Origin of the sequence: Cellulomonas sp. A375-1, assembly GCF_001040865.1 — a bacterium.
Lineage (GTDB): Bacteria > Actinomycetota > Actinomycetes > Actinomycetales > Cellulomonadaceae > Cellulomonas > Cellulomonas gelida.
This window is the reverse complement of record NZ_LFKW01000066.1, coordinates 30,118-55,443: the sequence shown is the minus strand read 5'-3', so window position 1 is coordinate 55,443 and position 25,326 is coordinate 30,118. Positions and strand designations below refer to the sequence as shown.

Here is a 25,326-nt window from a genome sequence, read left to right as displayed (position 1 = left end):
CGCACCCCCGATGCTCGGGTCAGTGTCACGACGCCGAACCGCACGTCCTGGTCGGCAGTGGGCCCGTGCAGCACGAACCGGCCGCACGCGCGCAACCGACCCGTGGGAGGAGCGGCGCCGCCTGCTCGACGCACGACCGCCAGGATCGCTGTCGCGGCCCGGGCGCACCAGGAGCCGCTCGACCGGCGGTCAGTCGGGATCACTGACCCTCGGTCAGACGCCCGTCGTCGAGCACCTGCAGCAGCACGTCGAACACTTCACGGGGCGGCGAACGGCCCGCCGATCCGCGCGGTCCATCGCGCCTGGTCGCCGTCCAGCCCACCGGCGAACGCGCGGTCCGGGCCTAGCGCGTAGCCGGTCGCCACCGCGAACCCGTCGTCCGCGCGACGACGGTCGCCGAACATCTCTACGGCCTCGCCCGCGACGATCCGCCGCACCACCTCGGCGACGTCACCCATGTCCCCGTCAGACGCCGCAACGAACCGAACCAGCAGCCCCGATCCCGCGATGACCCAGATCTCGTCGTCACCCCGCGCGGACAGGCGCACCGTGATCTCCGTGTCCGACGACCACACCATCGCCTCACGGTCCGCCCCGGCGCACAGATACGCCCCGAACTCTTGCGAGAGTTCGTCCACGACCGCGCGCAGGGCGGGTCCTGCAAAGTCAGACATAGAGCATACCCAGGAGAACGAGATCGGCGATCGCATGGACAGCGACACACAGAAGGATACTGCCTCGACAGCAGAATCGCAGCGCGGCCATTGCGAGCCCGAAGCAAGCTGTTGCCACAACGCCAGTCCACCCGCCGGGCGTTCCGTAGAGATGAGACAGGCCAAAGCCGAGAGAGACCATAATCAACCAAGGCGCAGCAGTGGAGTCACGAGGCGCAAGCATGTCGGCCATTCCGGCCCGCCAGAGGAACTCCTCAAAGAGACTGTTGACGACCGCCACCAGTACCACTCCAGTGACAACCAAGCCGATCGGAAGATCCGGCCGGGTTGGCTCGTTCCAGCTAATCGCCGCACCGGTGCGCCCGCTCGTCGAACCCTGCCACACGATGAAAACCGCGAGCCCAGAGAGCGAGAGGACCGAAATCCACACCGCCGAACGCGGGAACGTGCGCGAGAACAGTTCCCGCCAACGTGGCCGAAGCGCGAGAGCGAGGCACACCACACCCACAGCGGGCGTTCCCCACGCCAGCCCAAAGCCCATAGGCGAAAGAGACAGTCCAATCGCGACTGTTACTCTCGAACGTGGCCCATCATCCACTGCCAATTGCAGACCGGCGATGAGCAAGAGTGCCACCACAACACCGAATACGACCACGCGCGAGGTTGGGGCCGCCAGGTACGCCGCAACGACTCCGGATAGCGTCAGGGCTGCGATCGGAAGCCGGCCAGGCCAGCGAAGCGCTACGGGCACGGATTCGTCGTCGCGCGACCGTACTCCCAAGAGCTCAAGCCCGAGTAGCGACCGTCGAGGTAGGCGCCAGCACGAGAACCCGTTCGGAAGGTGCCCTTCTGGCACCGCACGAAGCCGCTGACCCCGTGTATGTAACGCCTGACTTTACCGTCGCCTTCGTGGTCGTATTTGACCCACCCCTCACGTCAGTCCATACGCCCGCAGCGCTCTTCTTTTGCAGTTTGGTCTCGATAGTGAGGTTTGTCAGCTTGCCCTGAGTGTAGACACACTTTACCTTGCCCTTGCCGTCAAGGTAGCCCGACTTCGTGGCCGAGGCATGTGCGTTATCGACTGTAAGAACGCACTCGCCGTTCCCCGGGAGTGAAGCAGAACAGCCGGACGCAGCTGCCAGGAGAGTCGCGGCGACAGCCCCAGCAACAACCCATCGACGGGCATGGATGAACTTCATATTGACCTCCGGGCTGAGCGAACCGACGGAACGGTACCTAGCCGCCGATACCATGTCAATCCGGACATCCGGGATTGCCCGCGCGGCCGATGAATACCGCACGCCCGGACGCACTGCTGCCGCACCACCACGCGGGCCGCGGTATCGCTCGAGAGTCAGAGAATCGGGCGGGAAACCTCACCGCCTGAGCGCAGGCGTTCCTGCGCGCGGCCGGCGCGCGGCGCCGGCCGCGCGAGAACCAGTGGGGCGACGCGAGCGGGAACGCCGCAGCGTCTCGTCCGCTGCGAGACCACCCGCGAACCTGCCCTGTGTGGCGAGCTCGGGGCCGGAGCGCATCCGCCTGCAACCAGCGCCACGTCATCGGAGGGTCTGGAGCGGGCTTCGACTCGCACGACCCGATAGAACAACTCTCGCTGAAGGCCCAACTCCAACTGGATCTCCCGAGGCACACCGCAAGATGCTCGTCGGTCGGCCAGCCGCTCGGATCGTCACGACCGACCAGTCGTCCGATAGTTCGAGCACTCCCACACGCTGATCGCGGCACGCGGGAGCGGGGAGATCGGGGCCAACTTCGTCGAAATGGACCCGCTTGGCGGTTCCAGTTGGTACCGTCCGCACATCGGACGATCTCGGGTGGATCTACTGGTCAAGGGGGCGTCATACGAGTTTCGCACGCAATCGCTGGAGGAGTGTGAAAATACCGCACCATACTGGCCGGTCGCCTTATTCGACACACACGCCAGACTTTGCCACGCTGCCCACACGAGTAGCCCGCGGAGTAGCCACATTTGCACACGGGCGAGCCAACGGAACCAAGGCTCGCACATTCGACCGTGGCGACTCTGGCGGGACGTGGTTTTTCGGAACGAAGGCGATGGGCATTACCTCGGGCTTTGGAAAGAATGAGGGCCTGTTCAGCGGGATCGGTTCCCTCAATCTGCTGCGCCTCACGGTCATCGTCAGTTAGGGACGCGACTGCTCAAACGAGCAGTAATTGCAGGAACGTCCCTCCTGGTGGCCGCTGGCATCGGGCTCCTCATTTGGGCAGTTCCCGAGTCCGGGGCCCCCATCAGCTGCGGGCCGACGAAGGAGATGGCGTCCTCTTCCTGCGCCACCAGCCGCAGCTCGGCGACGCGGTCGAGCACGCAGGCACGTTCCTGCTGGGTGCTGACTCGTGCCTCTACGTCGTCGTCGATGACAAGGAAGGTTCGACGTTCATCGCCGCCGTCGGTCCCGACGCGCACGTGACGAGCGACCATGTGACGCTGGGTCCGGGGAGGGCTTTCGCGATGGGAGAGCCCGCGGTGTTCGGACGCGAGAACGTCGACGGCGTCCCTCCTGACGAGGTTCTCACGAGGTGCACGAGAACAAGCTCCGTCTACGGCGTCGGATAGCGCGGAGCGTCCTGCCGCGACCCTCGGGCGACGCCGATCGCACGGCGTCCGGCGCCGCCCCCAATGAGATAGCGTTGGCCTTATCCAGCCGTCCGGCGGTGCGCCCGCCACCGGTGCCCGCACCGTAGGCTCACGCGCAGATCGACACCGACCGTTGGGAGCTCCGGCTTGGACGTCAAGATCGACCTGGATCTCGCTGCAGCGCAGATCTCGGATCGCGGCGCGGAGTGGCAGGCTCGCGGCCTTCGGGTCGGTCCCATCACCTGGCGTGACCAGGCCCGCACATGGCCGAACCAGGTGGTGGCTGGGCGCGCCCAGGCCGCAGAGCCCGACTCCGTTGGGGTCAAGGTGACGTGCGGCGGCGAAGAGGGCGAGCTGGTGCTCTACGCCGGAGGTTGGGCAGACGTCCTGTACTGGGGCGGCGATGGTGCCAGCGAGGTGGTGGACGAGATGGTTGGCGACTACGACTCTCCGCTCACCCAGGAGGACTTCGCGCGGGTGCTGGAAGCCTTCGGCGGCAGGTTCCGCGGCGTCGGGGGCGGTCTACCGAAGTGAGGCCGCTCCGCGGCGATCGCGGTTCTGGCCCTGCGGTGCGCCTCGTCCACCGGCTGCCTCCGCGTGCGCACGCAAGATCCGGTGGTACTGCCCTGGGTCGTCTCGCCCTGCCAGGTGAAGTCGCATCAGACCGAGGAGACGGTTCGTGCGGTCCTTGTTCCGGAGGCTGAACGATCGCTGCTCGAGCATCGACTTCAGGCTCGCGGCGGCCGCCTCCGCACCCGCCGTCGTGTAGTGCTCGGGCAGCGAGGCCCGCACCACGGTCTGCACCTCGAGTCGCGACCTCAGGCCCGCCAGCCAGGCGGTCGCGTTGGTCTGCTTGGCCGTGATCGTCGCGGTGAAGGCGTCCCATCCGGCTCGATCCCGAAAGGCGCCGTTCAGCGCCTCCATGCGCACCGACCCGAAGTGTGCGACCCGGTCAGCTGTGAGGGCGGCGACAGCGTTGGTGCGCAGATGGTGTTCGCACGAGAACACGAACGGCACCGGCAGTGTTTGACCTGGCTGGAGCGGCCAGACTCGCCGGATGGCGGCCGTCACCGCGAGGTTGTCGTCGGAGACCACCGACGTCGGCGGCGCTGGCAGCCTCAAGTTGGTGAGGAGCGCGACCCAGTCGTCGGCCTGCGCGGTGTGCGAGGCGTGGATGCCCCAGACGCGTGGCCTGGGGTCCGCGGCCCCGGGTCCTGGGTAGCCGTAGGCGATGAGGACCGCGAACTCGCGGCGGCGACCCTTGGTGCGCGCGTTGGTCCACCAGAAGTCGGTGGAGTCGAGGACGAGCGTCTCGGGCCAGTCGGTCTCGGTGAGCGCCCCGACGATGACCGGACTCCAGGCATCAGTCCACTCCGCGGCCAGGTGGCCGGCTCCGGAGCCGGTGAGGGGATCTCGTCCGGCGCCCACCCGTGCGCGGTTGGACGCGCGGACGTAGGAGACTCCAGAGCCGACCTGGACGAGGGCTTCTGCCACCAGTCGCAGGCGGTGAAGGTAGTCGCGGCCGACCACTGGGCCGGTGTGGGCGACGAGCGTCGAGTCGCAGGACTCGCAGACCCCTTCGTGGTTGTGCTCGCGCGGAAGCGCCGGAGCGAAACGATGACGACTGCCGTCCGGCGCCACGCAGGCGTAGAGCTGGCGCTTCGAAGCGCCACCGTACGTCCCGGCCTTGCGGACCACGTACCCGTCACGCGGCTCGTGTCTCTGGGGACAGGGTGGCGGGTTCACGAGCGCGGGGCGGGGCACAGAAGCAGTCTACATAAAGCCAACGCTATCTCATCGGGGGCGGCGCCGGGCAGTACCGCATCAGTACCGCTCGGCGCCGGGACCGGCCGGGCTGGTCAGGCGCCCGTGATGCTCAGGCCGGTGTCGTCGCGGTCGACGACGACCGTCTGGCCGTCGTGGATCTGGCCGGACAGCAGGGCGCGGGCCAGGTTGTCGCCGATCTCGCGCTGGACGAGGCGGCGCAGCGGGCGGGCGCCGTATGCGGGGTCGTAGCCCTCGATCGCGAGCCACTCGCGGGCGGCCGGGCTGACCTCGAGGGTGAGCCGGCGGTCGCGCAGGCGCTTGGCGAGCAGCTCGACCTGCAGGTCGACGATGTAGCCGATCTGCTCGAGGGACAGCGGGTCGAAGAGCACCACGTCGTCGAGCCGGTTGAGGAACTCGGGCTTGAACGACGAGCGCACCGCACCCATGACGGCCTCGCGCTTCTCGGTCTCCGAGAGCATCGGGTCGACCAGGAACTGCGAGCCGAGGTTCGACGTCAGGATGAGGATGACGTTGCGGAAGTCGACCGTGCGGCCCTGGCCGTCGGTGAGACGGCCGTCGTCGAGCACCTGCAGCAGGACGTCGAACACCTCGGGGTGCGCCTTCTCGACCTCGTCGAGCAGGACCACCGAGTACGGGCGTCGCCGCACGGCCTCGGTGAGCTGGCCGCCCTCCTCGTAGCCGACGTACCCGGGAGGGGCCCCGACGAGCCGCGCCACCGAGTGCTTCTCGGCGTACTCCGACATGTCGATGCGGACCATCGCGCGCTCGTCGTCGAACAGGAAGTCCGCGAGCGCCTTCGCGAGCTCGGTCTTGCCGACGCCCGTGGGGCCCAGGAACAGGAACGAGCCCGTGGGACGGTCGGGGTCGGAGATGCCCGCACGGGCGCGGCGCACCGCGTCGGAGACCGCGCCGACGGCCTTCTTCTGGCCGATCAGGCGCTCGCCGAGCACCTCCTCCATGCGCAGGAGCTTGGCGGTCTCGCCCTCGAGCATGCGGCCCGCGGGGATGCCGGTCCACGCCGAGACGACCTCGGCGATCTCGTCGGGCCCGACCTTCTCGGCGATCATCGGCGGGCCGTCGACGACGTCCTGCTGGCTCTCGCTCGCCTCGGCGTCGGCGATCTGCCGCTCGAGCGTCGGGATCTCGCCGTACAGGATGCGCGCGGCCTTCTCGAGGTCGCCCTCACGCTGCAGGCGCTCGGCGTCCGAGCGCAGCGCGTCGAGGCGCGCCTTGAGGTCGCCGACGAGGTTGTGGCCGGCCTTCTCCTTCTCCCACCGCGCGTTGAGCGCCGCGAGCTCCTCGCGACGGTCCGCGAGGTCCTTGCGCAGCCGCTCGAGCCGGTCGAGCGAGGCGGGGTCGTCGGACTCGGACAGGACGACCTCCTCCATCTCGAGGCGCGTCACGGCGCGCTGCAGCTCGTCGATCTCGATGGGCGAGGAGTCGAGCTCCATGCGCAGGCGCGAGGCGGCCTCGTCGACGAGGTCGATCGCCTTGTCGGGGAGCTGGCGGCCCGTGATGTACCGGTCCGACAGCGCGGCGGCAGCCACCAGGGCGGCGTCCGAGATCGTCACCTTGTGGTGCGCCTCGTAACGCTCCTTGAGCCCGCGCAGGATCGCGACCGTGTCCTCGACCGACGGCTCGCCCACGTAGACCTGCTGGAACCGCCGCTCGAGCGCGGGGTCCTTCTCGATGTGCTCGCGGTACTCGTCGAGCGTCGTCGCGCCGACCAGGCGCAGCTCGCCGCGCGCGAGCATGGGCTTGAGCATGTTGCCCGCGTCCATCGCGCCCTCGCCGCCGGCACCCGCGCCGACGACCGTGTGGAGCTCGTCGATGAACGTGACGACCTCACCCTCGGACGCGGTGATCTCCTCGAGGACGGCCTTGAACCGCTCCTCGAACTCGCCGCGGTACTTGGCGCCCGCGACCATCGAGGCCAGGTCGAGCGACACGAGCTTCTTGCCGCGCAACGACTGCGGCACGTCACCGGCCACGATCCGCTGCGCGAGCCCCTCGACGACGGCGGTCTTGCCCACGCCGGGCTCGCCGATGAGCACGGGGTTGTTCTTGGTGCGGCGCGAGAGTACCTGCACGACACGCCGGATCTCGGCGTCGCGGCCGATCACCGGGTCGAGCTTGCCCTCGGCGGCGCGCTGCGTGAGGTCGAGGCCGTACTTCTCGAGCGCCTTGTACGTGCCCTCGGGATTCGCCGAGGTCACGCGGCCGTTGCCGCGCACGGTCGGCAGCGCGGCGAGCAGCGCGTCGCGCGAGGCGCCCGCGGCGCGCAGGGCGTCGGCGACGCCGGACTGGCCCGCGGCCAGCCCGATCAGCAGGTGCTCGGTGGAGACATAGTCGTCACCGAGCGCGCGGGCCTCGTCGTTCGCGGCGAGCAGGGCCGCGGTCGTCTGCCGCGAGGCGGGCGGCTGGGAGACCGTCGAGCCCGACGACGACGGGAGGTTGACCAGGACGCCACGCACGGAGCGACCGAGCGCTCCCCGGTCCGCGCCGACGGCGTCGAGCAGCCCGTTGGCGACGCCCCCCTCCTGCTGGAGCAGGGCGTCCAGGATGTGCGCCGGCTCAAGCTGTGGGTTGCCGGCAGCGCTCGCGGACTGGAAGGCGCTGCCGAGCGCCTCCTGCGAGCAGGTGGTGAACTTGGCGTCCACGTGACCTCCTAGCGCGAACGACTCGCGCATCGCTGATTGTGTCGTCCTCTTCGCCTCAACGCGACAAAGTTGAGTGTATTCCGCTCAACTTCATCCGCTCCACCCCGATTCGTCGCGGCGACAGCACGCGAGGGCGCCGTCGCGCACTGCCCGGTGGTCGCACCCGCGCGACGGCAGCGAGCGCCGACGGACGTGCGCGACGAGCGCGCCGAGGGGACCGAATCGATTTTCTCCATCGAAGTAGAGCCGCCTCCCTCGACACCCGACCGAGCCGTCGGAACGGTGGAGTCGCGCAGCTCTGCCCGGCGCGCCACCCGGCCGCCGACCGCGCGACGACTGACGACCTGGGAGGTTGGACGATGAGACGACTTGCACGGGCGGCATGTGCCGGCGCCGTCGCGATCGGCACGCTGCTCGCCACGGCCGTGCTGGCGATCCCGGCCTCGGCGGCCGCGGGCGGGTCCGGTCCGTACCCGGCGGACTACGAGACCTCGGGCTCGCTGGCGAACCACACCATCTACCGGCCCGCGAACCTGCCCTCGGCGAAGATGCCGATCCTGGTGTGGGGCAACGGCGCCTGCTCGGCCAACGGCACCTCCGCGTACAACTTCCTGCGCGAGATCGCCTCGCACGGCTTCCTCGTCATCTCCAACGGCGCGCCCAACGGCTCGGGCTCGACGAACTCGGCGATGCTCACCCAGTCGATCGACTGGGCCGTGGCCGAGAACGCGCGCAACGGCAGCCCCCTGCGCGACCGCCTCGACACCAGCAAGATCGCGGTCGCCGGGTTCTCGTGCGGCGGCATCGAGGCCTACGCCGTCTCCGGCGACCCGCGCGTGACGACGACGATGATCTTCAGCAGCGGCCTGCTCAACGACGGCGACGACTACCAGCTCCGGCGGCTCGACCACCCGATCGCCTACTTCATCGGCGGCTCGGGCGACATCGCCTACCCCAACGCGATGGACGACTGGGGCAAGCTCCCGTCCGGGCTCCCGGCGTTCATGGGCAACCTGCCGGTCGGCCACGGAGGGACGTACGACCAGCAGAACGGCGGGGAGTTCGGCCGTGCCGCGGTGCTGTGGGTGAAGTGGCAGCTCAAGGGCGACAACGACGCCGGGCGGGTCTTCGTCAACCAGGGCTGCGGGCTGTGCGCCAACGGCGCGCAGTGGTCGGTGCAGCGCAAGAACCTCGTCCTGACCACCCCCACCCCGACCCCCACGCCGACGCCCACGCCGACGCCCACGCCGACTCCGACACCGACGCCCACTCCGACGCCCACTCCGACACCCACCGCGACTGCGACGCCCACGCCCACCTCGACGCCGACGTCGACGCCGGGCGGCGCCTGCACCGCGACCTACTCGGTCGTCAACCAGTGGCCCGGCGGCTTCGTCGCGCAGGTGGACGTCAAGGCGGGCCAGGCGCTCAGCGGGTGGGTCGTGCAGGTGACGCTGGCCAACGGCGCCACGGCGAGCAACACGTGGAGCGGCGTGCAGTCCGGCCCGAGTCAGTCGCCGACCGTGCGCAACGCGCCGTGGAACGGCTCACTGGCACCGGGCCAGAGCACGAGCTTCGGGTTCCAGGGTGTCGGCACGGGCGCCGGTGCCACGGTGACCTGCCAGGCAGCCTGAGGGACTCGCCCGGGCACGCGGCCCGGTGCCGGTCGCGCGGACACGGCACCGGGCGCTGGCGCCCAGGCGCAGCAAGACGACGAGGCGCCCGACTGGGGGTCGGACGCCTCGTCGTCGGGCGCCTGCGCGCTCTGCGGGTGGACCTGGTCACGCCTGGCGTGACCTTCTCCACCCGATGCGGCGCCTGCGCTGTGGGTGGAGCTCAGCCGGCGAGGAAGTCGAGGAGGGCCTTGTTGACCTCGGCGGTGTGCGTCGTGAGCATGCCGTGCGGCGCACCCTCGATCTCGACGTAGGTCGCCGAGGGCAGCGCCTGGGCGAACCGGCGGCCCGTCGCGTCGACCGGCAGGATGCGGTCACCCGTGCCGTGCACGATCAGCGCCGGCACGTCGATCTTGGGGATGTCCGCCCGGAAGTCCGTGCCCCACGTGAGCGGCGCGGCGGCCGACGCGTACGGGCCCGAGTCCGCCGCGATGTCCCACGCGTGCCGCACCTGCTCCTCGCTGATGCGGCTGCCGAGGAACTCGTCCAGGTTGAAGAAGTCCTGGTAGAACGCGGTGAAGTAGGCGTACCGGTCCTTGCGGACGGTCGCGGCGATGTCCTCGAAGAACGAGGCCGGAGCCGCGCCGTCGGGGTTGTCGTCGGTCTTGGTGAGGTAGGGCTCGAGCGAGCCGAGGAACGCGGCCTTGGCGACGCGCGCCGAGCCGTAGGTGCCGAGGTACCGGCCGACCTCGCCGGTGCCCATCGAGAAGCCGACGAGCACGACGTCACGCAGGTCGAGCATCTCGAGCACCGTGTTCAGGTCCGCGGCGAAGGTGTCGTAGTCGTAGCCGACCGACGGCTGGCTCGACTGGCCGAACCCGCGACGGTCGTACGTGACGACGCGGTAGCCCGCGTCGAGCAGCGCGGCCGTCTGGCCCTCCCACGAGTTGCCGTCGAGCGGGAAGCCGTGGATCAGGACGACGGGCCGACCGGTCCCCTTGTCCTCGTAGTGCAGCTCGATGTCGACCGAGTTCTCCGTACCGACCTTGATGCGACCCATGATGCGCCCCTTCTCGAGTCCGGGAGAACGATCGTTCTCCGCCGATGTGGACTACAGTAGAGAACGAGCGTTCTCGGCGCAAGTGCTGGGGCGGAGCAATGTTCAGGAGAGCAGTCGACGATGGCGAGCACGGCACAGGGGACGGCGGCGACGGCGCCGACGAACGACGAGGTGCGCGCGCGCATCGTCGACGCCGCGGACGCGCTGTACTACGCGCGCGGCATCCAGTCCGTCGGGATGGACGAGGTGCGCTCCGCCGCGAGCGTGTCGCTCAAGCGCCTCTACAGCGAGTTCCCCGGCAAGGAGCAGCTCGTGCTCGCGGTGCTCGCCTCGCGGCACCGGCAGTGGGAGGCCGGGCTGGCGCAGGCCGCGGCCGGGCTCGAGGACCCGCGCGCGCGCCTGCTCGCGGTGTTCGACTTCCTCGAGCAGTGGTTCGGCAACGACGCGTTCCGCGGCTGCGGGTTCATCAACGCGTTCGGCGAGCTGAGCGCGACGTCACCCGCCGTGGCCGAGGCGGCGCGTGCGCACAAGCAGTCGTTCCAGGAGTACGTCGCGCGGCTCGCGCAGGAGCTCGGCGGCGACCCGGAGCTCGGGGCCCAGCTCGCGCTGCTCGCCGAGGGCGCGCAGACGACCGCCGCCATCGCCGGGCGCCCCGACGCCGCCGTGCACGCGCGCCGCGCGGCCGAGGTGCTGATCGACGCGGCCCTCGCCCGCCGCTGACGGCCGGCGCGCCACGCGCCGGAACGTGCATCGGCCCGACACCCCGCCGTCGCCGCCTCGTCATGTCCCGCGCCTAGCGTCGGCAGCGACCGATGACGACGAAAGGGCGACGATGACCCTCACACTCACGCTCGTGCGGCACGGGCGGACCCACTTCAACGCGCGGCGCGTCCTGCAGGGCCGCTGCGACTCCCCGCTCACGCGCGAGGGCCGTGCCGGCGTGCGCACCACCGCGCGGCACCTGGCGGACACCCCGTTCACCGGGGCGTGGTCCTCGCCGTCGGGGCGCGCGATCGCCACGGCGGTCGAGCTCCTGCGACACCACGACGACCTCCGGCTGCGCACCGACGCCGACCTGCGCGAGTACCACTTCGGGATCTACGAGCGTCGGCCCGAGACGAGCCTCGACGCCGTGGTCGCGTGGCCGACGCTCGTCGGACAGGTGCTCGCCGGCACGCATCCCGGCCTGCCCGGCGGAGAGCACGCCGCGGACTTCATGGCCCGCACGACGCGCGTGTTCGGCCGGCTCGTCGAGCGGCACCTCGGCACCGACGGGCACGTGCTCGTCGTCGGCCACGGGCTCGCGCTCGGCGCCTACCTGGCCACGCTCGAGCCCATCGGGCTCGTCGCGCTGCCGAACGCCTCGGTCACCACGGTCGAGGTCGACGAGACAGGCGCAGCACGCATCACGTCCCTGGCCCAGGACGTCGCGGGCCAGGGCCACCTCGCATCCCGCCCCGCCCCCGCCCTGGCCCCGGTGGCCTGACCCTCCCTGCCCGGTCTGAGCCGCGACCGGGTGGACTTGCGCTCGCTCAGCGAGCGGAACTCCACCCGGTCCCGCCTCCACCCCGTCCCCGCGGGAGGTGCGACGATGCCCGGATGGGCGACGACACGGGCAGCGGCGGAGGCACGACGAGCGCGGCGGGCGCGGGGCGGGCCGGCGCGGCGGTGTGGGACGACGAGCGGGCCGACCTGCTCGGGGAGCCGTGGGTCGCGCGGACGCTGCACCTGCCGCCGGACGCGGAGACGGCCCGCGAGGGCGTCGACCCCGTCGCGACGCTCGTGCACCGGCCCGCGCGGCATCGTCGGGCCGTGCTCTACCTGCACGGGTTCGTCGACTACTTCTTCCACACCCACGTCGCGGACGCCCTCGACGCCGCCGGCTGGGACCTGTACGCGCTCGAGCTGCGGGACTACGGGCGCTCGATCCGGCCCGGCCGGCCCGCCAACCACACACGCGAGCTCGCCACGTACGCCCAGGAGATCGACGCCGCCGTGGCGCTGCTGCGCACCGACCACGACCATGTCGCCCTGCTCGGCCACTCCACGGGCGGCCTGGTCGCCGCGCTGTGGGCGCACGCGCGCCCCGGCGGGGTGGACGCGGTCGTGCTCAACTCCCCGTGGCTCGACCTGCGCGGGTCCTGGTTCGAGCGGCACGTCCTCACGCACTGCCTGGGCCCGCTGAGCAGGGTCGCGCCCGACCTCGTGCTCGGGCACATCGCGCCGCACTACGGGCGCGCGCTGCACCAGGACACGGGCGGCGAGTGGGACTTCGACCTCGCCTGGAAGCCGCACGAGGGCTTCCCCGCGCGGGCCTCGTTCGTCCGGACCATCCGGGTGGGGCACGCGCGCGTGGGCCGTGGGCTGGCGATCGCCGAGCCCGTGCTGGTGCTCACGTCCGACGCGACCGGTCCCGACGACCGCGAGCACGACGCGCTGCTGACCACCGACTCCGTGCTCGACGTCGACCACATCGCCGCGCGGGCGCCGCTGCTCGGCCCGGACGTCACGCTCGTCGTCGTGCCGGGCGGCTCGCACGACCTGGCGCTGTCCCCCAGCCCCGCCCGCGAGCGCTACGTGGCCGAGGTCGTCCGGTTCCTCGACGAGCGCGTACCGCCGCAGGGGTAGCCGTGGCGGGCGGGGTCGCGCGGGGGGCGGCGGCGGCACGGGCCTGGGGGCTGCGCCGCTGGGACGCCACGCGCGGCACCCCGACCGGTCGTCTGCTCGAGCGCATCGTGCGCGAGCTCGTCGCGATCGAGGTGTTCGACCGCGCCATGACGCTCGCCGCGCAGGCGTTCACCTCGATCGTCCCGCTCATGCTGGTGACCGCCGCGCTGCGGCCGGACGACGAGGGGGTCGGCAGCTGGGTCTCGGGCTCGCTCGGCCTGTCCGACGAGACGCGCGCCGCGCTCGCGGGCTCGGTGCCGGACTCGAGCCAGATCGCGAGCACCATCGGGATCCTGGGCATCCTCGTCGCGCTGATCTCGGCGACGTCGTTCGCGCGTGCGCTGGAGCGGGTCTACGTCCGTGTCTGGGGCGCCCGGCGTCCCGGGCTGCGCAACGCGTGGCGCTGGCTCGCGACCGTCCTGGCCGTCGCGCTCGCGACGTCGATCGTCGCGTTCACGCGTGACGTGGTGACGTCGTCGTGGCGGGGCGTCACCCAGCTCGCGGTGCAGGCGCTCATCTGGTCGGCCGTGTTCACGCTCGTGCCGCAGCTGCTGCTGCGCCGCCAGCTCCCGCGCCGCCCGGTCGTGGTGACGGGTGTGCTGACGGGCGTCGCCATCGCGCTGCTCGGTCAGGCCGGGTCCGTCTACCTGCCGCTCGCGCTGACGGCCGGTGCGCGCCAGTTCGGCGTGCTGGGGCTCGTGTTCGCCTACCTCGGGTGGCTGTTCGCGCTCGCGCTCGTGGTGATCGCGTGCATGGCGATCGGGCACGCGTGCGCGTCCGACGACGGCCCCGTGGGCCGATGGGTCCGCGGCACCGGCCCAGACGCTCGTGCGCCGACGACCGACGGCCCGCGTCCCTCGCCGACGGCTGCGGACGCCGACCTCTGACGACGGACGCCTGGCCGCGGCGTCAGTGCGGGGCCCGGCGGGGTGCGAGCCCCGGGTCCTCGGGCTCCGCGAGCGACAGGAGCGCACCGACGACGCCGGGCGTCGCACGGATGCGACGCTCGAGCGCGGCGAGCTGGTGCGAGGCCGCTGTCTCGTCGGGCTCGCCCACCAGGTCCACGGCCCCGGACAGGAACACCTGCCGCGCCCCGACGAGCTCGAGCCTCAGCTCGCTGACGCGCGCGACCTCGGGCTGGGCCTGCAGGGTCGCGAGCGCGGCGTTCCACAGGCGGTCGTCGGCGACCTCGCCGACGAGGAACCTGCGGTTGCGCTCGATCAGGACCACCGCGACCACGCCGAGCAGGATCCCGACGAGGATCGAGCCGATCGCGTCGGGCACGGACGACCCCGTGATCTCGTGCGCCGCGATCCCCGCGGCGGCGATGACGATGCCGACGAGTGCGGCCGCGTCCTCGAAGAACACCGCGCGCACGGTCGGGTCCGACGTGCGCAGCACGTGCTCGAGCAGCCCCTGGTCGCGGCGCCGCGCGGCGGTGCGCACCTGCCGGTTGGCCTGCAGGAACGAGACACCCTCCAGGACGAACGCGACCCCGAGCACGGCGTAGGCGACGCCGAAGTCGGTGGCCGGCTCGGGATGGGCGAGCTCGGAGATCCCGTGCGTGATCGAGACCCCGGCGCCCACCGCGAACAGCCCGATCGCCGCGAACAGCGACCACACGTAGACCTCGCGGCCGTACCCGAGCGGGTGGGTGCGGTCGGCGGGGCGGGCGGCCTTGCGCTGCGCGATGAGCAGGAACACCTCGTTGCCCGTGTCCGCCCACGAGTGCGCGGCCTCGGCGAGCATCGACGCTGCGCCCGTGACCATGGCCGCGATCGACTTGGCGACCGCGATGAGCAGGTTGGCCCCGAGCGCGATCGCCACCGTCAGCGCGGACTCGTCCCGCGTGTCGTCGGACCCGGTCAGGACGGGCAGCGCGCCGGGCGCGCCGGGCTCCACGGGTGACGGTCCGCTCATGGCCGCTCCCCCGCGGCGGGCGGGTCCGGCGTCAGCTCGGCCCCGGCGGCGGCCGCCGGTCGGGGGACGCCCGGCTCGGGGACGCCCGGCTCGGGGACGCCCGGTTCGAGGGCGCCCGGCGCGGGCACGCTCGGTGCAGGCACGGGCAGGGCGGTCCCGGCGGGGGCGGCCGCCGTGGCCGCCTCGTCGGCGTCCGCCCGTCGTCGGCCCAGGAGGTCGCGGTGGTCCAGGACCGCGGACCCGAGCCAGGCCGCGACGGTCGCGATCACCGCGACGGGCACCGCGTCGAGCCCGGGACGCCCGACGAGGAGCGCGGCGAAGAGCACGGGCGAGACGACCATGCGCGTCATCGCCGCCATGCCCGCCCCGGCGCCCACCGCGATCGCCACGGTCGGCGACAGGTCGACCGTCACGACCGCGAACGACGCGAACGCGACCCCCATGAAGATCGCCGGGAAGATCGGCCCGCCCCGGAAGCCCGCCCCGAGGCTCACGGCGTAGGCCAGCACCTTCGCGACGAGTACGACGAGCACGGCGGCGACCGATCCGCTGGCGACGAGGTCCGGGATCGACGACTGCCCCGAGAACAGGACTTCCTGCGGGTCCGCACCGAGCGCGTCCGCGACGAGCGCCAGCACGCCGACCGCGAGCCCGCCCAGCAGCAGCAGGGGCCCCCGACCGAGCCGAGGCTCGAGGCCCGCGAGCGACGTGGCGGCCCGTCGCACGAACCGCGCGACGACGGCCGCGAGCACCCCGACGAGCACCGCGACGACCACGTCACGCACCAGGACGGTCTCGTACTCCGGGAGTCCGGGCATCGCGAGCCCGCCGACGGGGAGCCCGGCCCACGAGCCGAGGCCCGTCACGAGCGTGTACGCGACGGCGGCGGACACGAGCGCCGGCACGAGCAGCGGGATGACGAGCGCGCCGGCTCCGACGCCGCCCTCGAGCAGCATGAGCCCCGCGACGAGCGGCCCCCCGAACAGCGTCGACATCGCCGCGCCGGACCCGGCCGTCGCCACGACGGTCCGGCCCTGGTCCGTCATCCGCGCCCACGACGTGACCCACGTGCCGACGATCGCCCCCAGCGCGATCAGGGGCGCCTCGGGGCCCAGCACCATGCCGAACGGCAACGTCGCGACCGCGGCCAGCGCGACTCCCCAGGCGTCCCGCGGCCGCGGCGCGCCGCCCAGGTGCAGCCCGTGGATGGGCGACGCCCCGCCGTCACCCGGCAGCATCCGGGCGAGATGGACGAGCAGGCCGCCGAGCACGGGCAGGGCGAGCACGAGGTACCAGGGCGGCGCGTCGGCGCCGAGCAGCACCGGCAGGTCGTCCCACAGCCAGGACTCGAGCTCGTGCACCAGGCCGATGAACGCGAAGGCGACGAGACCGGCGGGCAGGCCGACGAGCGCTCCCAGCAGCGCGAGGCGTGCCAGGTCGCGGGGCGGCACGTGCGAAGCGGGCTCACCGGCCTGCGGCATGAGGCCGACAGTAGCCACGCGACGGCGGGGCCGCGCGGGGTCCGTAGGCTGCTGTGCGTGAGCCAGCCGCCCGACGCGTTCCGCCACGAGGCTGCGCGCCCGCACGAGCCGTTGCGCACGTTCCATCCGCGGCGCGCGGCGCTCGGCCGCGACCGCACGGACGCGCTGACGCGCCTGTTCCCCCGGTTCGGCTTCTCCGTGCACGACGAGGCCTCGCCGTTCCCCCGCACGCCAGACGGTCTGCTCGACGCCACCGCGCTGTTCGGTCGCCGCGCGCCGCTCGTGCTCGAGATCGGGCCGGGCATGGGCGAGACGACCGCGGCGATGGCCCAGGCCGACCCGGACCGCGACTACCTCGCGGTCGAGGTGCACCTGCCGGGCCTGGCGAACCTGCTCGTGCTCGTCGAACGGCTCGGCCTGACGAACCTGCGCGTCGCGCACGGCGACGCGCTCGACCTGGCCCGGCACGCGATCGGCGAGTCGACGCTCGACGCCGTGCACGCCTTCTTCCCCGACCCGTGGCCCAAGGCCCGCCACCACAAGCGCCGGCTCGTCCAGCCCGAGCACGTGGCGCTGCTGCGCTCGCGCCTGCGGCCGGGCGGCACGCTGCACGTCGCGACGGACTGGGCGCCGTACGCCGAGCAGATGGTCGAGGTCCTCGCGGCCGACGAGGGCCTCGACTCGGCCGGCGCGGTCCCCCGACCGCCGCACCGCCCGGTCACCAAGTTCGAGGCCCGTGGGCTGGCGACCGCCCGCCCCTCCACCGACGTGATCGCGAGGCGCACGGCATGAGCGAGCAGGACCCCACGCACGGCCCGGCGTCGGACGCCTCGTCGGCGGACACCTCGCCGCCGGCGTTCCGGCTCGGCATGGTGCCGGGCGTGAACCCGGGCCGGTGGGTGCGCGTCTGGGAGGAGCGGATCCAGGACGTCGCGCTCGACCTCGTGCCGGTCGCCGCGGCCGACGCCGTGGACGCTCTGCGGGCGGGCGACGTCGCGGCGAGCCTCCTGCGCCTGCCCGTCGACCGCGCGGGCATCGACGCGATCCCGATGTACACCGAGGCGACGGTCGTCGTCGTGCCCAAGGACCACCTGTTCACCGCCGCCGAGGAGATCACGGCCGCGGACCTCGCCGACGAGACGCTCGTCGTGCCCGTCGACGACGTGCTCGGCTGGGCGGACGCGCCCGGCGAGCGGTTCGCGGGTGCGGTCGCGACGACGAGCGACGCGGTCGACCTCGTCGCCGCGGGGCACGCGGTGCTCGTCGCGCCGCACTCGGTCGCGCGGCTGCACCTGCGCCGCGGCCTGACGACGCGTCCGGTCACCGACGCGCCGGGCTCCGCTGTGGGCCTCGCGTGGCTGACCGAGTCCTACGACGAGCTCACCGAGGAGCTCATCGGCATCGTCCGGGGGCGCACCGCGACGTCCTCCCGCGGCCGGGGCGCGACGGCCGAGGCGCCGACGAAGGCGTCGGGCAAGGGCAGCGGCAAGGGCGGGGCAGGGAAGAGCCGGGCCGGGAAGGCCGGCGGCGCGAAGAGCGGCACCGGCAAGGGTGGTGCCGGCAAGGCGACGAAGGGCGCTGCCGCCGGTGGGCGACGCGCCCCGAGCCCTCGCACGTCAGGCGGTCGCAAGCCCGGGACGAACCGCGGCCGCAAGCGCTGACCGCACGCGACGCGTCAGGACTTCTCGCGGCGAGCCTGCTCGGCGCGGCGGTCGGCCTCGCGCGCCTCCAGCCGACGCTCCTCGCGGCGGACCTCCTCGAACGTCTGCCGCTCGCGCACGAGCCACTCGGGCGGCTCGGCGATCAGCGCGTTGATCTCGTCGGTCGTCAGCGCGTCCGTGACCCCGGCACGCGCCAGCCCGGACGTCGAGACGCGCAGCCGCGCGGCGACGACGTTGCGCGGGTGGGGTCCGTTGCGACGCAGGTCGACGAGCCACTGCGGCGGGTCTTGCTGCAGCTCGGCGAGCTCGTCGCGCGTCACCGTGCCGGTGCGGAACTCCTCGGGCGTCGCCGGCAGGTACACGTCGAGCTTCGCCGCCGCCGTGGACGGCTTCATCTCCTGCGTCTTCTTGGCCACGGCGACACCCTACGCGCGAACGGGGGGCGCCCCGCGCGCCGTGCGACGCCGACCACCCCTCAGGCGTCGCCCCCGTAGTGGGCGATCTTGCCGTCGAGGACGTCGATCGCGGCGCGGATGCGCACGGCCTGCTCCTCGAGCTCGGCACGACGACGGCGCAGGAACGCGACGCGGTCGTCCTGCCCTGCCTCCGAGCGCAGGAGCTCGGTGAACCGGCGCAGGTCTGCGATGCCGAGGCCCGCCTCGCGCAGGCACGTGACGATGCCGATCCAGGCGACGTCGTCCTCGTCGTACCGGCGCTGCCCGCCCGCCGAGCGACCGACCGGCCCGACCAGGCCCTCGCGCTCGTAGTAGCGCAGCGTGTCCAGGCTCAGGCCGGTGCGCTGCGCGACCTCACCCGGTGCGTACCCCGTCATGGCCGTCATGCTCCCACCGACCTCTGCCGCCCCCGCGTCAGGCCGGCTCGTCGAGGCGCGTCCGCGTCTCGTCGGTCACGGCGACCTCGCGCGCCGCCATCGCCTCCGTGAGCTGGTCGACTGAGCTGACGCCCAGGATCGGGTGGATGCCCTGGTCCAGCAGCCACGCGAGCACGACCTGGTTGCGCGTCGCGCCGAGCTCGTCGGCCACCTGCGCGAGCACCTCGAGGCGGCGGTGGGTGCCCGGGTGGTCGTAGCCGGGTGACAGCGGGCGGTCGCTGCGCACGTACGCACCGGTCAGCAGGGGCGAGTACGCCCACAGGTCGAGGCCCTGCGAGCGCGCGTGGTCGAGCTGGTCGCGCTCGGCGTGCACATGGCCGCCCTCGGGCAGCGTGACCCCCGGCCGCGGCACGACGTACGAGTAGCGCAGCTGCACGGCGGTCCACGGCTCCACGCCCTGCTCACGCGCGATCGCGCGTGCCTGCTCGACGCGCCACGCGGCGTGGTTGGACGCCCCGAGCCGTCCCACCCGGCCGTCCGCGACGAGCTCGCCGAACGCCGCCACCGTCTCGTCCAGCGGCACCGACCGGTCCTCGGCGTGCGCCCACAGCAGGTCGACGGAGTCGAGCCCGAGCCGATCGAGCGAGGCCGCGAAGCCGCGGCGGATCGCCTCCGCGGACAGCCCTTCGGCCGACGACGGCCACTCGTGCGGGACGAGCGGCTGGTGCCGCACCTTCGTCGCGAGCCGCACGCGTTCGCGCATCCCCGGGCGTGCCGCGAACCAGCGTCCGAGCACGCGTTCGCTCTGCCCGCCGACGCCCGACGGGTCCTCCCAGAAGGCGTAGCAGTTCGCGGTGTCGATCCACCGGCCGCCCTGGTCGACGAACGCGTCCAGGAGGTCGAAGGAGAGCGCGTCGTCGGCGCGCGTGCCGAAGTACATGGCACCGAGCACGGGCTCGGCGGTGCGGGTGGCCGTCAGGTCCTGGTCCATGACGACGAGCCTGCAACCTGGAGCGCACTCCAGGTCAAGCCCCCGGTGCATGCGCGTGCCGGCCCGACGGGACGCGGGCTCGTCGTCGGACGACGAACGCCCCTGCGCCCGAGGTAGGCGAGGGGCGTTCGTCGGTGTGGCTCAGGCCTCCGGCGCGACCGGGTAGGTGTGCCAGATGCGGTCGATGTAGTCGCGCATCGACCGGTCGGACGAGAAGAACCCGCCGCGCGCGACGTTGAGCACCGCGCGCCGCGTCCAGTCCTCGGAGTCGGCGTAGGCCACGTCGACCCGGGCCTGCGCGTCGACGTACGCCTGGAAGTCGGCCAGCGCGAGGAACCGGTCCTCGTTGAGCAGGTTCGAGACGATCGGCTCGAACGTCGCCCGGTCGCCGCCCGAGAACGCACCCGAGGCGATGAGGTCCAGCGCGTTGCGCAGGTCCAGGTTCGTCTCGTAGTACGCCGACGGGTGGTAACCGCGCTCGACGACCTCGGCGACCTGCGGCTCGGTGAGGCCGAACAGGAAGAAGTTCTCGTCCCCGACGAGCTCGCGGATCTCGACGTTCGCGCCGTCGTCCGTGCCGATCGTCAGGGCGCCGTTGAGCATGAACTTCATGTTGCCCGTGCCCGACGCCTCCTTGCCCGCGAGCGAGATCTGCTCGGACAGGTCCGCCGCCGGGATCAGCGTCTCGGCGAGCGTGACGTTGTAGTTGGCCGGGAACGCGATGCGCAGGCGACCCTCGAGCGCGGGGTCGTCGTTGATCGTGCGACCCACGGCGTTGATCAGGGCGATGATCTGCTTCGCCAGGACGTAGCCGGGCGCCGCCTTCGCACCGAACGCGAACGTGCGCGGCGTGACGTCGGCGACCGCGATCTTGCCGGTCGTGATCTTCTCGTACAGCGACACGATGTGCAGGAGCTTGAGCGTCTGGCGCTTGTACTCGTGCAGGCGCTTGACCATGACGTCGAACAGCGTGTCCGGGTTCACGACGATCCCGTCGCGCTGCTCGAGCACGGAGGCGATCCGCAGCTTGTTCGCGTACTTGATCTCGCGGAACCGGCGGCGGAACTCGGCGTCGTCGGCCAGCGGCTCCAGGCCCTTGAGCTGGTCGAGGTCCGTGACCCAGCCGTCGCCGATCGCCTCGGTGATGAGCCCCGAGAGCCCCGGGTTCGACAGCTTGAGGAAGCGGCGCGGCGTGACGCCGTTGGTCACGTTGGTGAACTTCTCGGGCCAGTACCCCGCGAAGTCGTCGAGCACCTTGTCGCGCAGCAGCTGGCTGTGCAGCGCCGCGACGCCGTTGACCTTGGTGCCCGCGACCGTCGCCAGGTAGGCCATGCGCACCGCGCGCACCGGGTACTCCGCGATGATCGACATGCGGCGCACGCGCAGCTCGTCGTGCGGGTAGGCGACCCGCAGCTCGGCGAGGAACTCGTCGTTGATGCGGTAGATGATCTCGAGGTGCCGCGGCAGCAGCCGGCCGAGCAGGTCGACCGGCCAGACCTCGAGCGCCTCGGGCAGCAGCGTGTGGCACGTGTACGCGAAGCACTGCTTCGTGACCGCCCACGCCTCGTCCCAGTCCCAGCCCTTCTCGTCCACGAGCACGCGCATGAGCTCGGGGACGGCGATCACCGGGTGGGTGTCGTTGAGCTGGAAGACGATCCGGTCCGGCAGCTTGTGCAGGTCGAAGTCCTGCGGCAGCACCTGGTCGACGAAGTCCTTGATGGAGCACGCGACGAAGAAGTACTGCTGCTGCAGGCGCAGCTCCTTGCCCTGCGGCGTCGAGTCCTCGGGGTAGAGGACCTTGGAGATGTTCTCCGCGAACGTCTGCGCGCGCACGGCCTCGGCGTAGTCGCCCGAGTTGAAGATCTCCAGGTCGAACGCGCGCGTGGCGCGGGCGCTCCACAGGCGCAGCGTGTTGACGCGGCCCTCGTCGTACCCCGGGACCATGTAGTTGTACGGGACGCCGAGCACGGACCAGCCCGGGACCCAGCGGCGCTTCACGACGCCGTCGTCGTCCTGGTACTGCTCGACGTGCCCGCCGAAGTTGACCTTCACCGCGGCCTCCGGGTGCGGGAACTCCCACGGCGAGCCGAGGCGCAGCCAGTCGTCGGGCTTCTCGACCTGCCAGCCGTCGACGAACGTCTGCTTGAAGATGCCGTACTCGTAGCGGATGCCGTACCCGATCGACGGCACGTTCATGGTCGCGAGCGAGTCGATGAAGCACGCCGCGAGCCGGCCGAGGCCGCCGTTGCCGAGCCCGGGCTCGATCTCGGCCTGGCGCAGCTCCTCCAGGTCGATGCCGAGGCTCTCGAGGCCCTCGGACACGATGTCCTCGAGGCCGGACGCCAGCAGCGCGTTGTCGAGCTGGCGACCGAGCAGGAACTCCGCCGAGAGGTAGGCGACCGACTTGGCCTGCAGCTTGGCCTGACTGCGCAGCGTCGAGAGCCAGCGGGTCATGAGGTAGTGGCGCACGGTGCGCGCCATCGCCAGGTACTTGTCGTTCACCGACGCCCGGGTCAGGTCCACGCCCTGCCCGAAGTTGAGCTCGCGCAAGAACTCGCGCACGAAGCCGTCGACGGTGTGTTCGCGCGTCGCGATGGGGGGTGTCGTCTCTGCCGTCACCAGTCCACCGTAGCCACGGAGTGTGTCCCGTGAGTGACGCAATCCCTTGCAATTCTTGCGAAACGCTTCGAGAAGTGGCTCACATTCACCCGTACGGGTGACCTTAGTCCCGGACGAACCGCCCGCTACGGCCTCCGCGACAGCGTCCGGGCGCCGACGAAGAAGCGGCCCCCACCGGAGAACCGATGAGAGCCGCTTCACGATGCGCGCCCGAAGGGACTCGAACCCCCAACCTTCTGATCCGTAGTCAGATGCTCTATCCATTGAGCTACGGGCGCACGACCCTTGCGGGCCGGAAGAGACGATACAGGGCGCGGACCGCGACGCCCAAACCGGGACCGCGTGACGCTGGCCACCGCACCCGGCGCGAGCGCAGTATCCACTGGCCCACGCGGCGCCACGCGGGGGACGATGAGCGCATGAGCACCCCGACGCTGGACCGCCTGACCGCCGACCTCACCACCGCGATGAAGGCCCGCGACACCGCCCGCACCAGCGTGCTGCGCCAGCTGATCGGCGCCGTGCGCGCCGAGGAGAAGTCCGGCCCGACGGTGCGCGAGCTCAGCGAGGACGACGTGCTGGCCGTGCTGGCCCGCGAGGTGAAGAAGCGCCGCGAGAGCGCGCAGATCTACAGCGACGCGCACGCGCCCGAGCGCGCCGCGAACGAGACCGCCGAGGCCGACGCGATCGAGACGTACCTGCCGGCACGGCTGTCGGACGACGAGCTGCAGGCGCTGGTCACGGCCGTGGTCGCCGACCTGGGCGCGACGAGCATGAAGGACATGGGCGCGGTGATGAAGGAGGCCACGTCCCGCGCGGGCCTCGCCGCCGACGGCAAGAAGCTCTCCACCCTGGTCCGCACGGCCCTGACCCGCTAGCCCCGACCCGCGCGCCGGCCCGCGCGTCGGCTCGGCGGCGCTTGTGGGTGGAGAAGCGATCGCTGGGCGGGCGTTTCTCCACCCACAACGGGCCCGGTGGCCGGCCCGCGAGGGTCCGGCGTTGGTGGGAAGCGGTCAGGGGGTGAGGAGGGCTCGGGTGCGGGGGGCGACCTCGGTGCCGTAGAGGTCGATCGCGCGCAGCAGGTGCTCGTGCGGCAGGGGGCCGTGGGCGTACTTGAGGTCGAACCGCTGCACGCCCAGGGTGCGCACGGTGTCCGCGATGCGTCGCGCCACGGTGTCCGGCGAGCCGACGAAGAGCGCGCCCTCGTCGGCCTCGGCCTCGAAGTCGTCGCGGGTCATGGGCGGCCAGCCGCGCTCGGCGCCGATCCGGTCGCGGTTCGCCTTGAAGTGCGGGAACAGCAGGTCGCGCGCGTCCTCGTCGGACTCCGCCACGAACCCCGGCGAGTGCACGCCCACGGGCGGCACCACGGCGTCGGCGCCGTGCAGCTCGCGCGCCGCGCGCCCGTACAGCTCGACGAACGGCGCGAACCGCGCGGGCGCACCGCCGATGATCGCGAGCATGAGCGGCAGCCCGTGCCGCGCGGTCCGCACGACCGACTCGGGCGTCCCGCCGACCCCGACCCAGACCGGCAGCGCACCACCGGCGGTCGTCGGCCAGGCGCGGCGCCCGTCGAGCGGTGCGCGCGTGCGGCCCGTCCACGTGACCGGACCCTCGGAGCGCAGGCGCACCAGGAGGTCGAGCTTCTCCTCGAACAGCGCGTCGTAGTCGGCCAGGTCGTACCCGAACAGCGGGAACGACTCGACGAACGACCCGCGCCCCACCTGGATCTCCGCGCGCCCGCCCGAGATCCCGTCGAGCGTCGCGAACCGCTCGTAGACGCGCACGGGGTCGTCCGACGAGAGCACCGTCACGGCCGAGCCGAGCGTCACGCGCTCCGTGCGGGCGGCGATCGCGGCGAGCACCACATCGGGCGCCGAGACCGCGAAGTCGTCGCGGTGGTGCTCCCCCACCGAGAAGTGGTCGACGCCCGCGCGGTCGGCCGCCACCCCCTGCTCGACCACGTCGCGCAGCACCTGGTGCTGCGGCACCGGCCGGCCGTCGCTCGTCGTCGTGACGTCCCCGAACGTGTCGAGGCCGAACGTCACCTGCTGCGCCTGAGTCGCGTTCACCCCCACCAGAACCACCCCCGGCCGCCGCCGATTCCGCACCGCCGGGCACGGGTGCGGGGACGGAGGCAGCGGCCACGCTCGACGAGCGCGTCGACTGCCTCCGTCCCCGCCGGGCGCTGCCCGCGGTCCCCCGCGGGCCTCAGCGGCGGATCGTCACCGCGGCGCTCGTGCGGGTGTGCGTCTCGTAGCCCGCGAGCGTCCCCGTGACCTGCACCGTGACGCGCTTGCCCGCGAGCGCCGCCCCGGGCGTGAACCGCCAGCTCGTCGCGCCGGAGATCCGGCGACCGTCCGCGAACCACGCGTAGGTGAACCGCGTGCCGGGCGTCCACGTGCCACGCGAGACCGTGAGCGTCCGGCCGACCTTCGGCGTGCCCGTGATCGTCGGCCGCGCGCTGGTGAGCTGCGCCTGGGCGACCTTCGCGGTCGCACGCGACACCACGCTCGTCGTCGCGTACCCGGTGCGCGTCCCCGTGACACGCACGGTGATCCGCTTGCCGGCCTGGGCGGGTGCCAGGCGGTACGACGACGAGGTCGCGCCGCGGATCGCGGAGCCGTCGGCGTACCACCGGTAGGCCAGCGTGACCGGCGCGGGACCCCACGACCCCGGCCGCGCCGTGAGCGTCCGGCCCACCGTGGCCGCCCCGACGACCACCGGGGTCGCCGTGCGCAGCGCGCCG

At 72.2% G+C, this 25,326-nt stretch carries 21 protein-coding genes, 1 tRNA gene and 1 pseudogene; 9 read left to right on the top strand and 14 right to left on the bottom strand.

Going from position 1 to position 25,326, the window contains the following annotated elements; genetic code table 11:
- Nucleotides 1–257 precede the first annotated feature (257 nt).
- Both CWIS_RS07895 and CWIS_RS07890 read right to left on the bottom strand, forming a co-directional pair.
- A complete protein-coding gene (locus tag CWIS_RS07895; RefSeq protein ID WP_197080788.1) occupies nucleotides 258–674 on the bottom strand; it encodes a hypothetical protein in 417 nt (138 codons plus the stop codon).
- A complete protein-coding gene (locus CWIS_RS07890; RefSeq protein WP_197080787.1) occupies nucleotides 667–1,329 on the bottom strand; it encodes a CPBP family intramembrane glutamic endopeptidase in 663 nt (220 codons plus the stop codon). Before CWIS_RS07890 ends, CWIS_RS07895 begins: the two co-directional genes overlap by 8 nt.
- A 2,106-nt stretch (nucleotides 1,330–3,435) precedes the next feature.
- Between CWIS_RS07890 and CWIS_RS17575 the strand changes: the two genes are divergently transcribed.
- Nucleotides 3,436–3,822, top strand: a complete 387-nt coding sequence (locus CWIS_RS17575; protein ID WP_053071620.1) for a hypothetical protein — start codon at nucleotides 3,436–3,438, stop codon at nucleotides 3,820–3,822.
- On the opposite strand, the gene CWIS_RS07875 is transcribed toward CWIS_RS17575, so the two are convergent.
- Nucleotides 3,811–4,986 carry a hypothetical protein gene (locus CWIS_RS07875; protein ID WP_197080786.1) on the bottom strand — a complete coding sequence of 392 codons (1,176 nt, stop codon included), beginning with the start codon at nucleotides 4,984–4,986 and terminating at the stop codon, nucleotides 3,811–3,813. The two genes, CWIS_RS17575 and CWIS_RS07875, sit on opposite strands and share 12 nt — an antisense overlap.
- Before the next feature lie 161 nt (nucleotides 4,987–5,147).
- On the bottom strand, nucleotides 5,148–7,736 hold the full coding sequence (clpB, locus tag CWIS_RS07870; RefSeq protein WP_048342731.1) for an ATP-dependent chaperone ClpB: 2,589 nt from the start codon (nucleotides 7,734–7,736) through the stop codon (nucleotides 5,148–5,150).
- 359 nt (nucleotides 7,737–8,095) lie between these two features.
- Here clpB and CWIS_RS07865 point away from each other — a divergent pair, with 359 nt between their 5' ends.
- Nucleotides 8,096–9,370: a cellulose binding domain-containing protein gene (locus CWIS_RS07865; protein ID WP_048342704.1), complete on the top strand. Its 1,275-nt coding sequence runs from the start codon at nucleotides 8,096–8,098 to the stop codon at nucleotides 9,368–9,370.
- Nucleotides 9,371–9,572: 202 nt separating this feature from the next.
- Here CWIS_RS07865 and CWIS_RS07860 read toward each other — a convergent pair whose 3' ends face one another.
- Complete coding sequence (locus CWIS_RS07860; protein ID WP_048342703.1) at nucleotides 9,573–10,409, bottom strand: alpha/beta fold hydrolase; 837 nt, start codon at nucleotides 10,407–10,409, stop codon at nucleotides 9,573–9,575.
- 120 nt (nucleotides 10,410–10,529) lie between these two features.
- Here CWIS_RS07860 and CWIS_RS07855 point away from each other — a divergent pair, with 120 nt between their 5' ends.
- From CWIS_RS07855 to CWIS_RS07840, 4 genes are all read left to right on the top strand, one after another.
- Nucleotides 10,530–11,129 carry a TetR/AcrR family transcriptional regulator gene (locus CWIS_RS07855; protein ID WP_048342702.1) on the top strand — a complete coding sequence of 200 codons (600 nt, stop codon included), beginning with the start codon at nucleotides 10,530–10,532 and terminating at the stop codon, nucleotides 11,127–11,129.
- Between the two features lie 112 nt (nucleotides 11,130–11,241).
- A complete protein-coding gene (locus CWIS_RS07850) occupies nucleotides 11,242–11,895 on the top strand; it encodes a histidine phosphatase family protein (RefSeq protein WP_048342701.1) in 654 nt (217 codons plus the stop codon).
- A 113-nt stretch (nucleotides 11,896–12,008) separates the two neighbouring features.
- Nucleotides 12,009–13,037 (top strand): alpha/beta hydrolase, encoded by a 1,029-nt coding sequence (locus tag CWIS_RS07845; RefSeq protein ID WP_082156304.1) that lies wholly within the window; start codon nucleotides 12,009–12,011, stop codon nucleotides 13,035–13,037.
- 2 nt (nucleotides 13,038–13,039) lie between these two features.
- Complete coding sequence (locus tag CWIS_RS07840) at nucleotides 13,040–13,963, top strand: YhjD/YihY/BrkB family envelope integrity protein (protein WP_048342700.1); 924 nt, start codon at nucleotides 13,040–13,042, stop codon at nucleotides 13,961–13,963.
- A 22-nt stretch (nucleotides 13,964–13,985) separates the two neighbouring features.
- Here the strand turns inward: CWIS_RS07840 and CWIS_RS07835 are convergent, their stop codons facing one another.
- Together CWIS_RS07835 and CWIS_RS07830 are read right to left on the bottom strand one after the other, a co-directional pair.
- Complete coding sequence (locus CWIS_RS07835) at nucleotides 13,986–14,996, bottom strand: cation diffusion facilitator family transporter (RefSeq protein WP_082156303.1); 1,011 nt, start codon at nucleotides 14,994–14,996, stop codon at nucleotides 13,986–13,988.
- Nucleotides 14,993–16,477 carry a chloride channel protein gene (locus CWIS_RS07830; RefSeq protein WP_053071619.1) on the bottom strand — a complete coding sequence of 495 codons (1,485 nt, stop codon included), beginning with the start codon at nucleotides 16,475–16,477 and terminating at the stop codon, nucleotides 14,993–14,995. Before CWIS_RS07830 ends, CWIS_RS07835 begins: the two co-directional genes overlap by 4 nt.
- Before the next feature lie 57 nt (nucleotides 16,478–16,534).
- Between CWIS_RS07830 and trmB the strand changes: the two genes are divergently transcribed.
- Nucleotides 16,535–17,269, top strand: coding sequence for a tRNA (guanosine(46)-N7)-methyltransferase TrmB (gene trmB, locus CWIS_RS18330; protein WP_048342699.1), 735 nt, complete (start codon nucleotides 16,535–16,537; stop codon nucleotides 17,267–17,269).
- Entirely contained in the window at nucleotides 17,266–18,138 is an 873-nt protein-coding gene (locus CWIS_RS07820; protein WP_048342698.1) for a LysR substrate-binding domain-containing protein, read from the top strand. Before trmB ends, CWIS_RS07820 begins: the two co-directional genes overlap by 4 nt.
- Nucleotides 18,139–18,152: 14 nt before the next feature.
- Here CWIS_RS07820 and CWIS_RS07815 read toward each other — a convergent pair whose 3' ends face one another.
- From CWIS_RS07815 to CWIS_RS07795, 5 genes are all read right to left on the bottom strand, one after another.
- Nucleotides 18,153–18,533, bottom strand: coding sequence for a DUF5997 family protein (locus CWIS_RS07815; protein WP_048342727.1), 381 nt, complete (start codon nucleotides 18,531–18,533; stop codon nucleotides 18,153–18,155).
- Between the two features lie 80 nt (nucleotides 18,534–18,613).
- A complete protein-coding gene (locus tag CWIS_RS07810) occupies nucleotides 18,614–18,970 on the bottom strand; it encodes a MerR family transcriptional regulator (protein ID WP_048342697.1) in 357 nt (118 codons plus the stop codon).
- 37 nt (nucleotides 18,971–19,007) lie between these two features.
- A complete protein-coding gene (locus CWIS_RS07805) occupies nucleotides 19,008–19,961 on the bottom strand; it encodes an aldo/keto reductase (RefSeq protein ID WP_048342696.1) in 954 nt (317 codons plus the stop codon).
- Nucleotides 19,962–20,102: 141 nt separating this feature from the next.
- On the bottom strand, nucleotides 20,103–22,580 hold the full coding sequence (locus CWIS_RS07800; RefSeq protein WP_048342695.1) for a glycogen/starch/alpha-glucan phosphorylase: 2,478 nt from the start codon (nucleotides 22,578–22,580) through the stop codon (nucleotides 20,103–20,105).
- 205 nt (nucleotides 22,581–22,785) lie between these two features.
- Nucleotides 22,786–22,858: transfer RNA gene (locus CWIS_RS07795), tRNA-Arg, on the bottom strand.
- Nucleotides 22,859–22,999: 141 nt separating this feature from the next.
- On the opposite strand from CWIS_RS07795, the gene CWIS_RS07790 reads away from it, so the two are divergent.
- The gene (locus tag CWIS_RS07790) at nucleotides 23,000–23,458 is read left to right on the top strand and encodes a GatB/YqeY domain-containing protein (RefSeq protein ID WP_048342694.1); all 459 of its coding nucleotides are present in this window, start codon (nucleotides 23,000–23,002) and stop codon (nucleotides 23,456–23,458) included.
- A gap of 135 nt (nucleotides 23,459–23,593) precedes the next feature.
- On the opposite strand, the gene CWIS_RS07785 is transcribed toward CWIS_RS07790, so the two are convergent.
- Complete coding sequence (locus CWIS_RS07785; protein ID WP_231583730.1) at nucleotides 23,594–24,655, bottom strand: LLM class flavin-dependent oxidoreductase; 1,062 nt, start codon at nucleotides 24,653–24,655, stop codon at nucleotides 23,594–23,596.
- A 133-nt stretch (nucleotides 24,656–24,788) separates the two neighbouring features.
- Nucleotides 24,789–25,326: pseudogene (locus CWIS_RS18715) on the bottom strand (metallophosphoesterase); the annotation flags it as partial.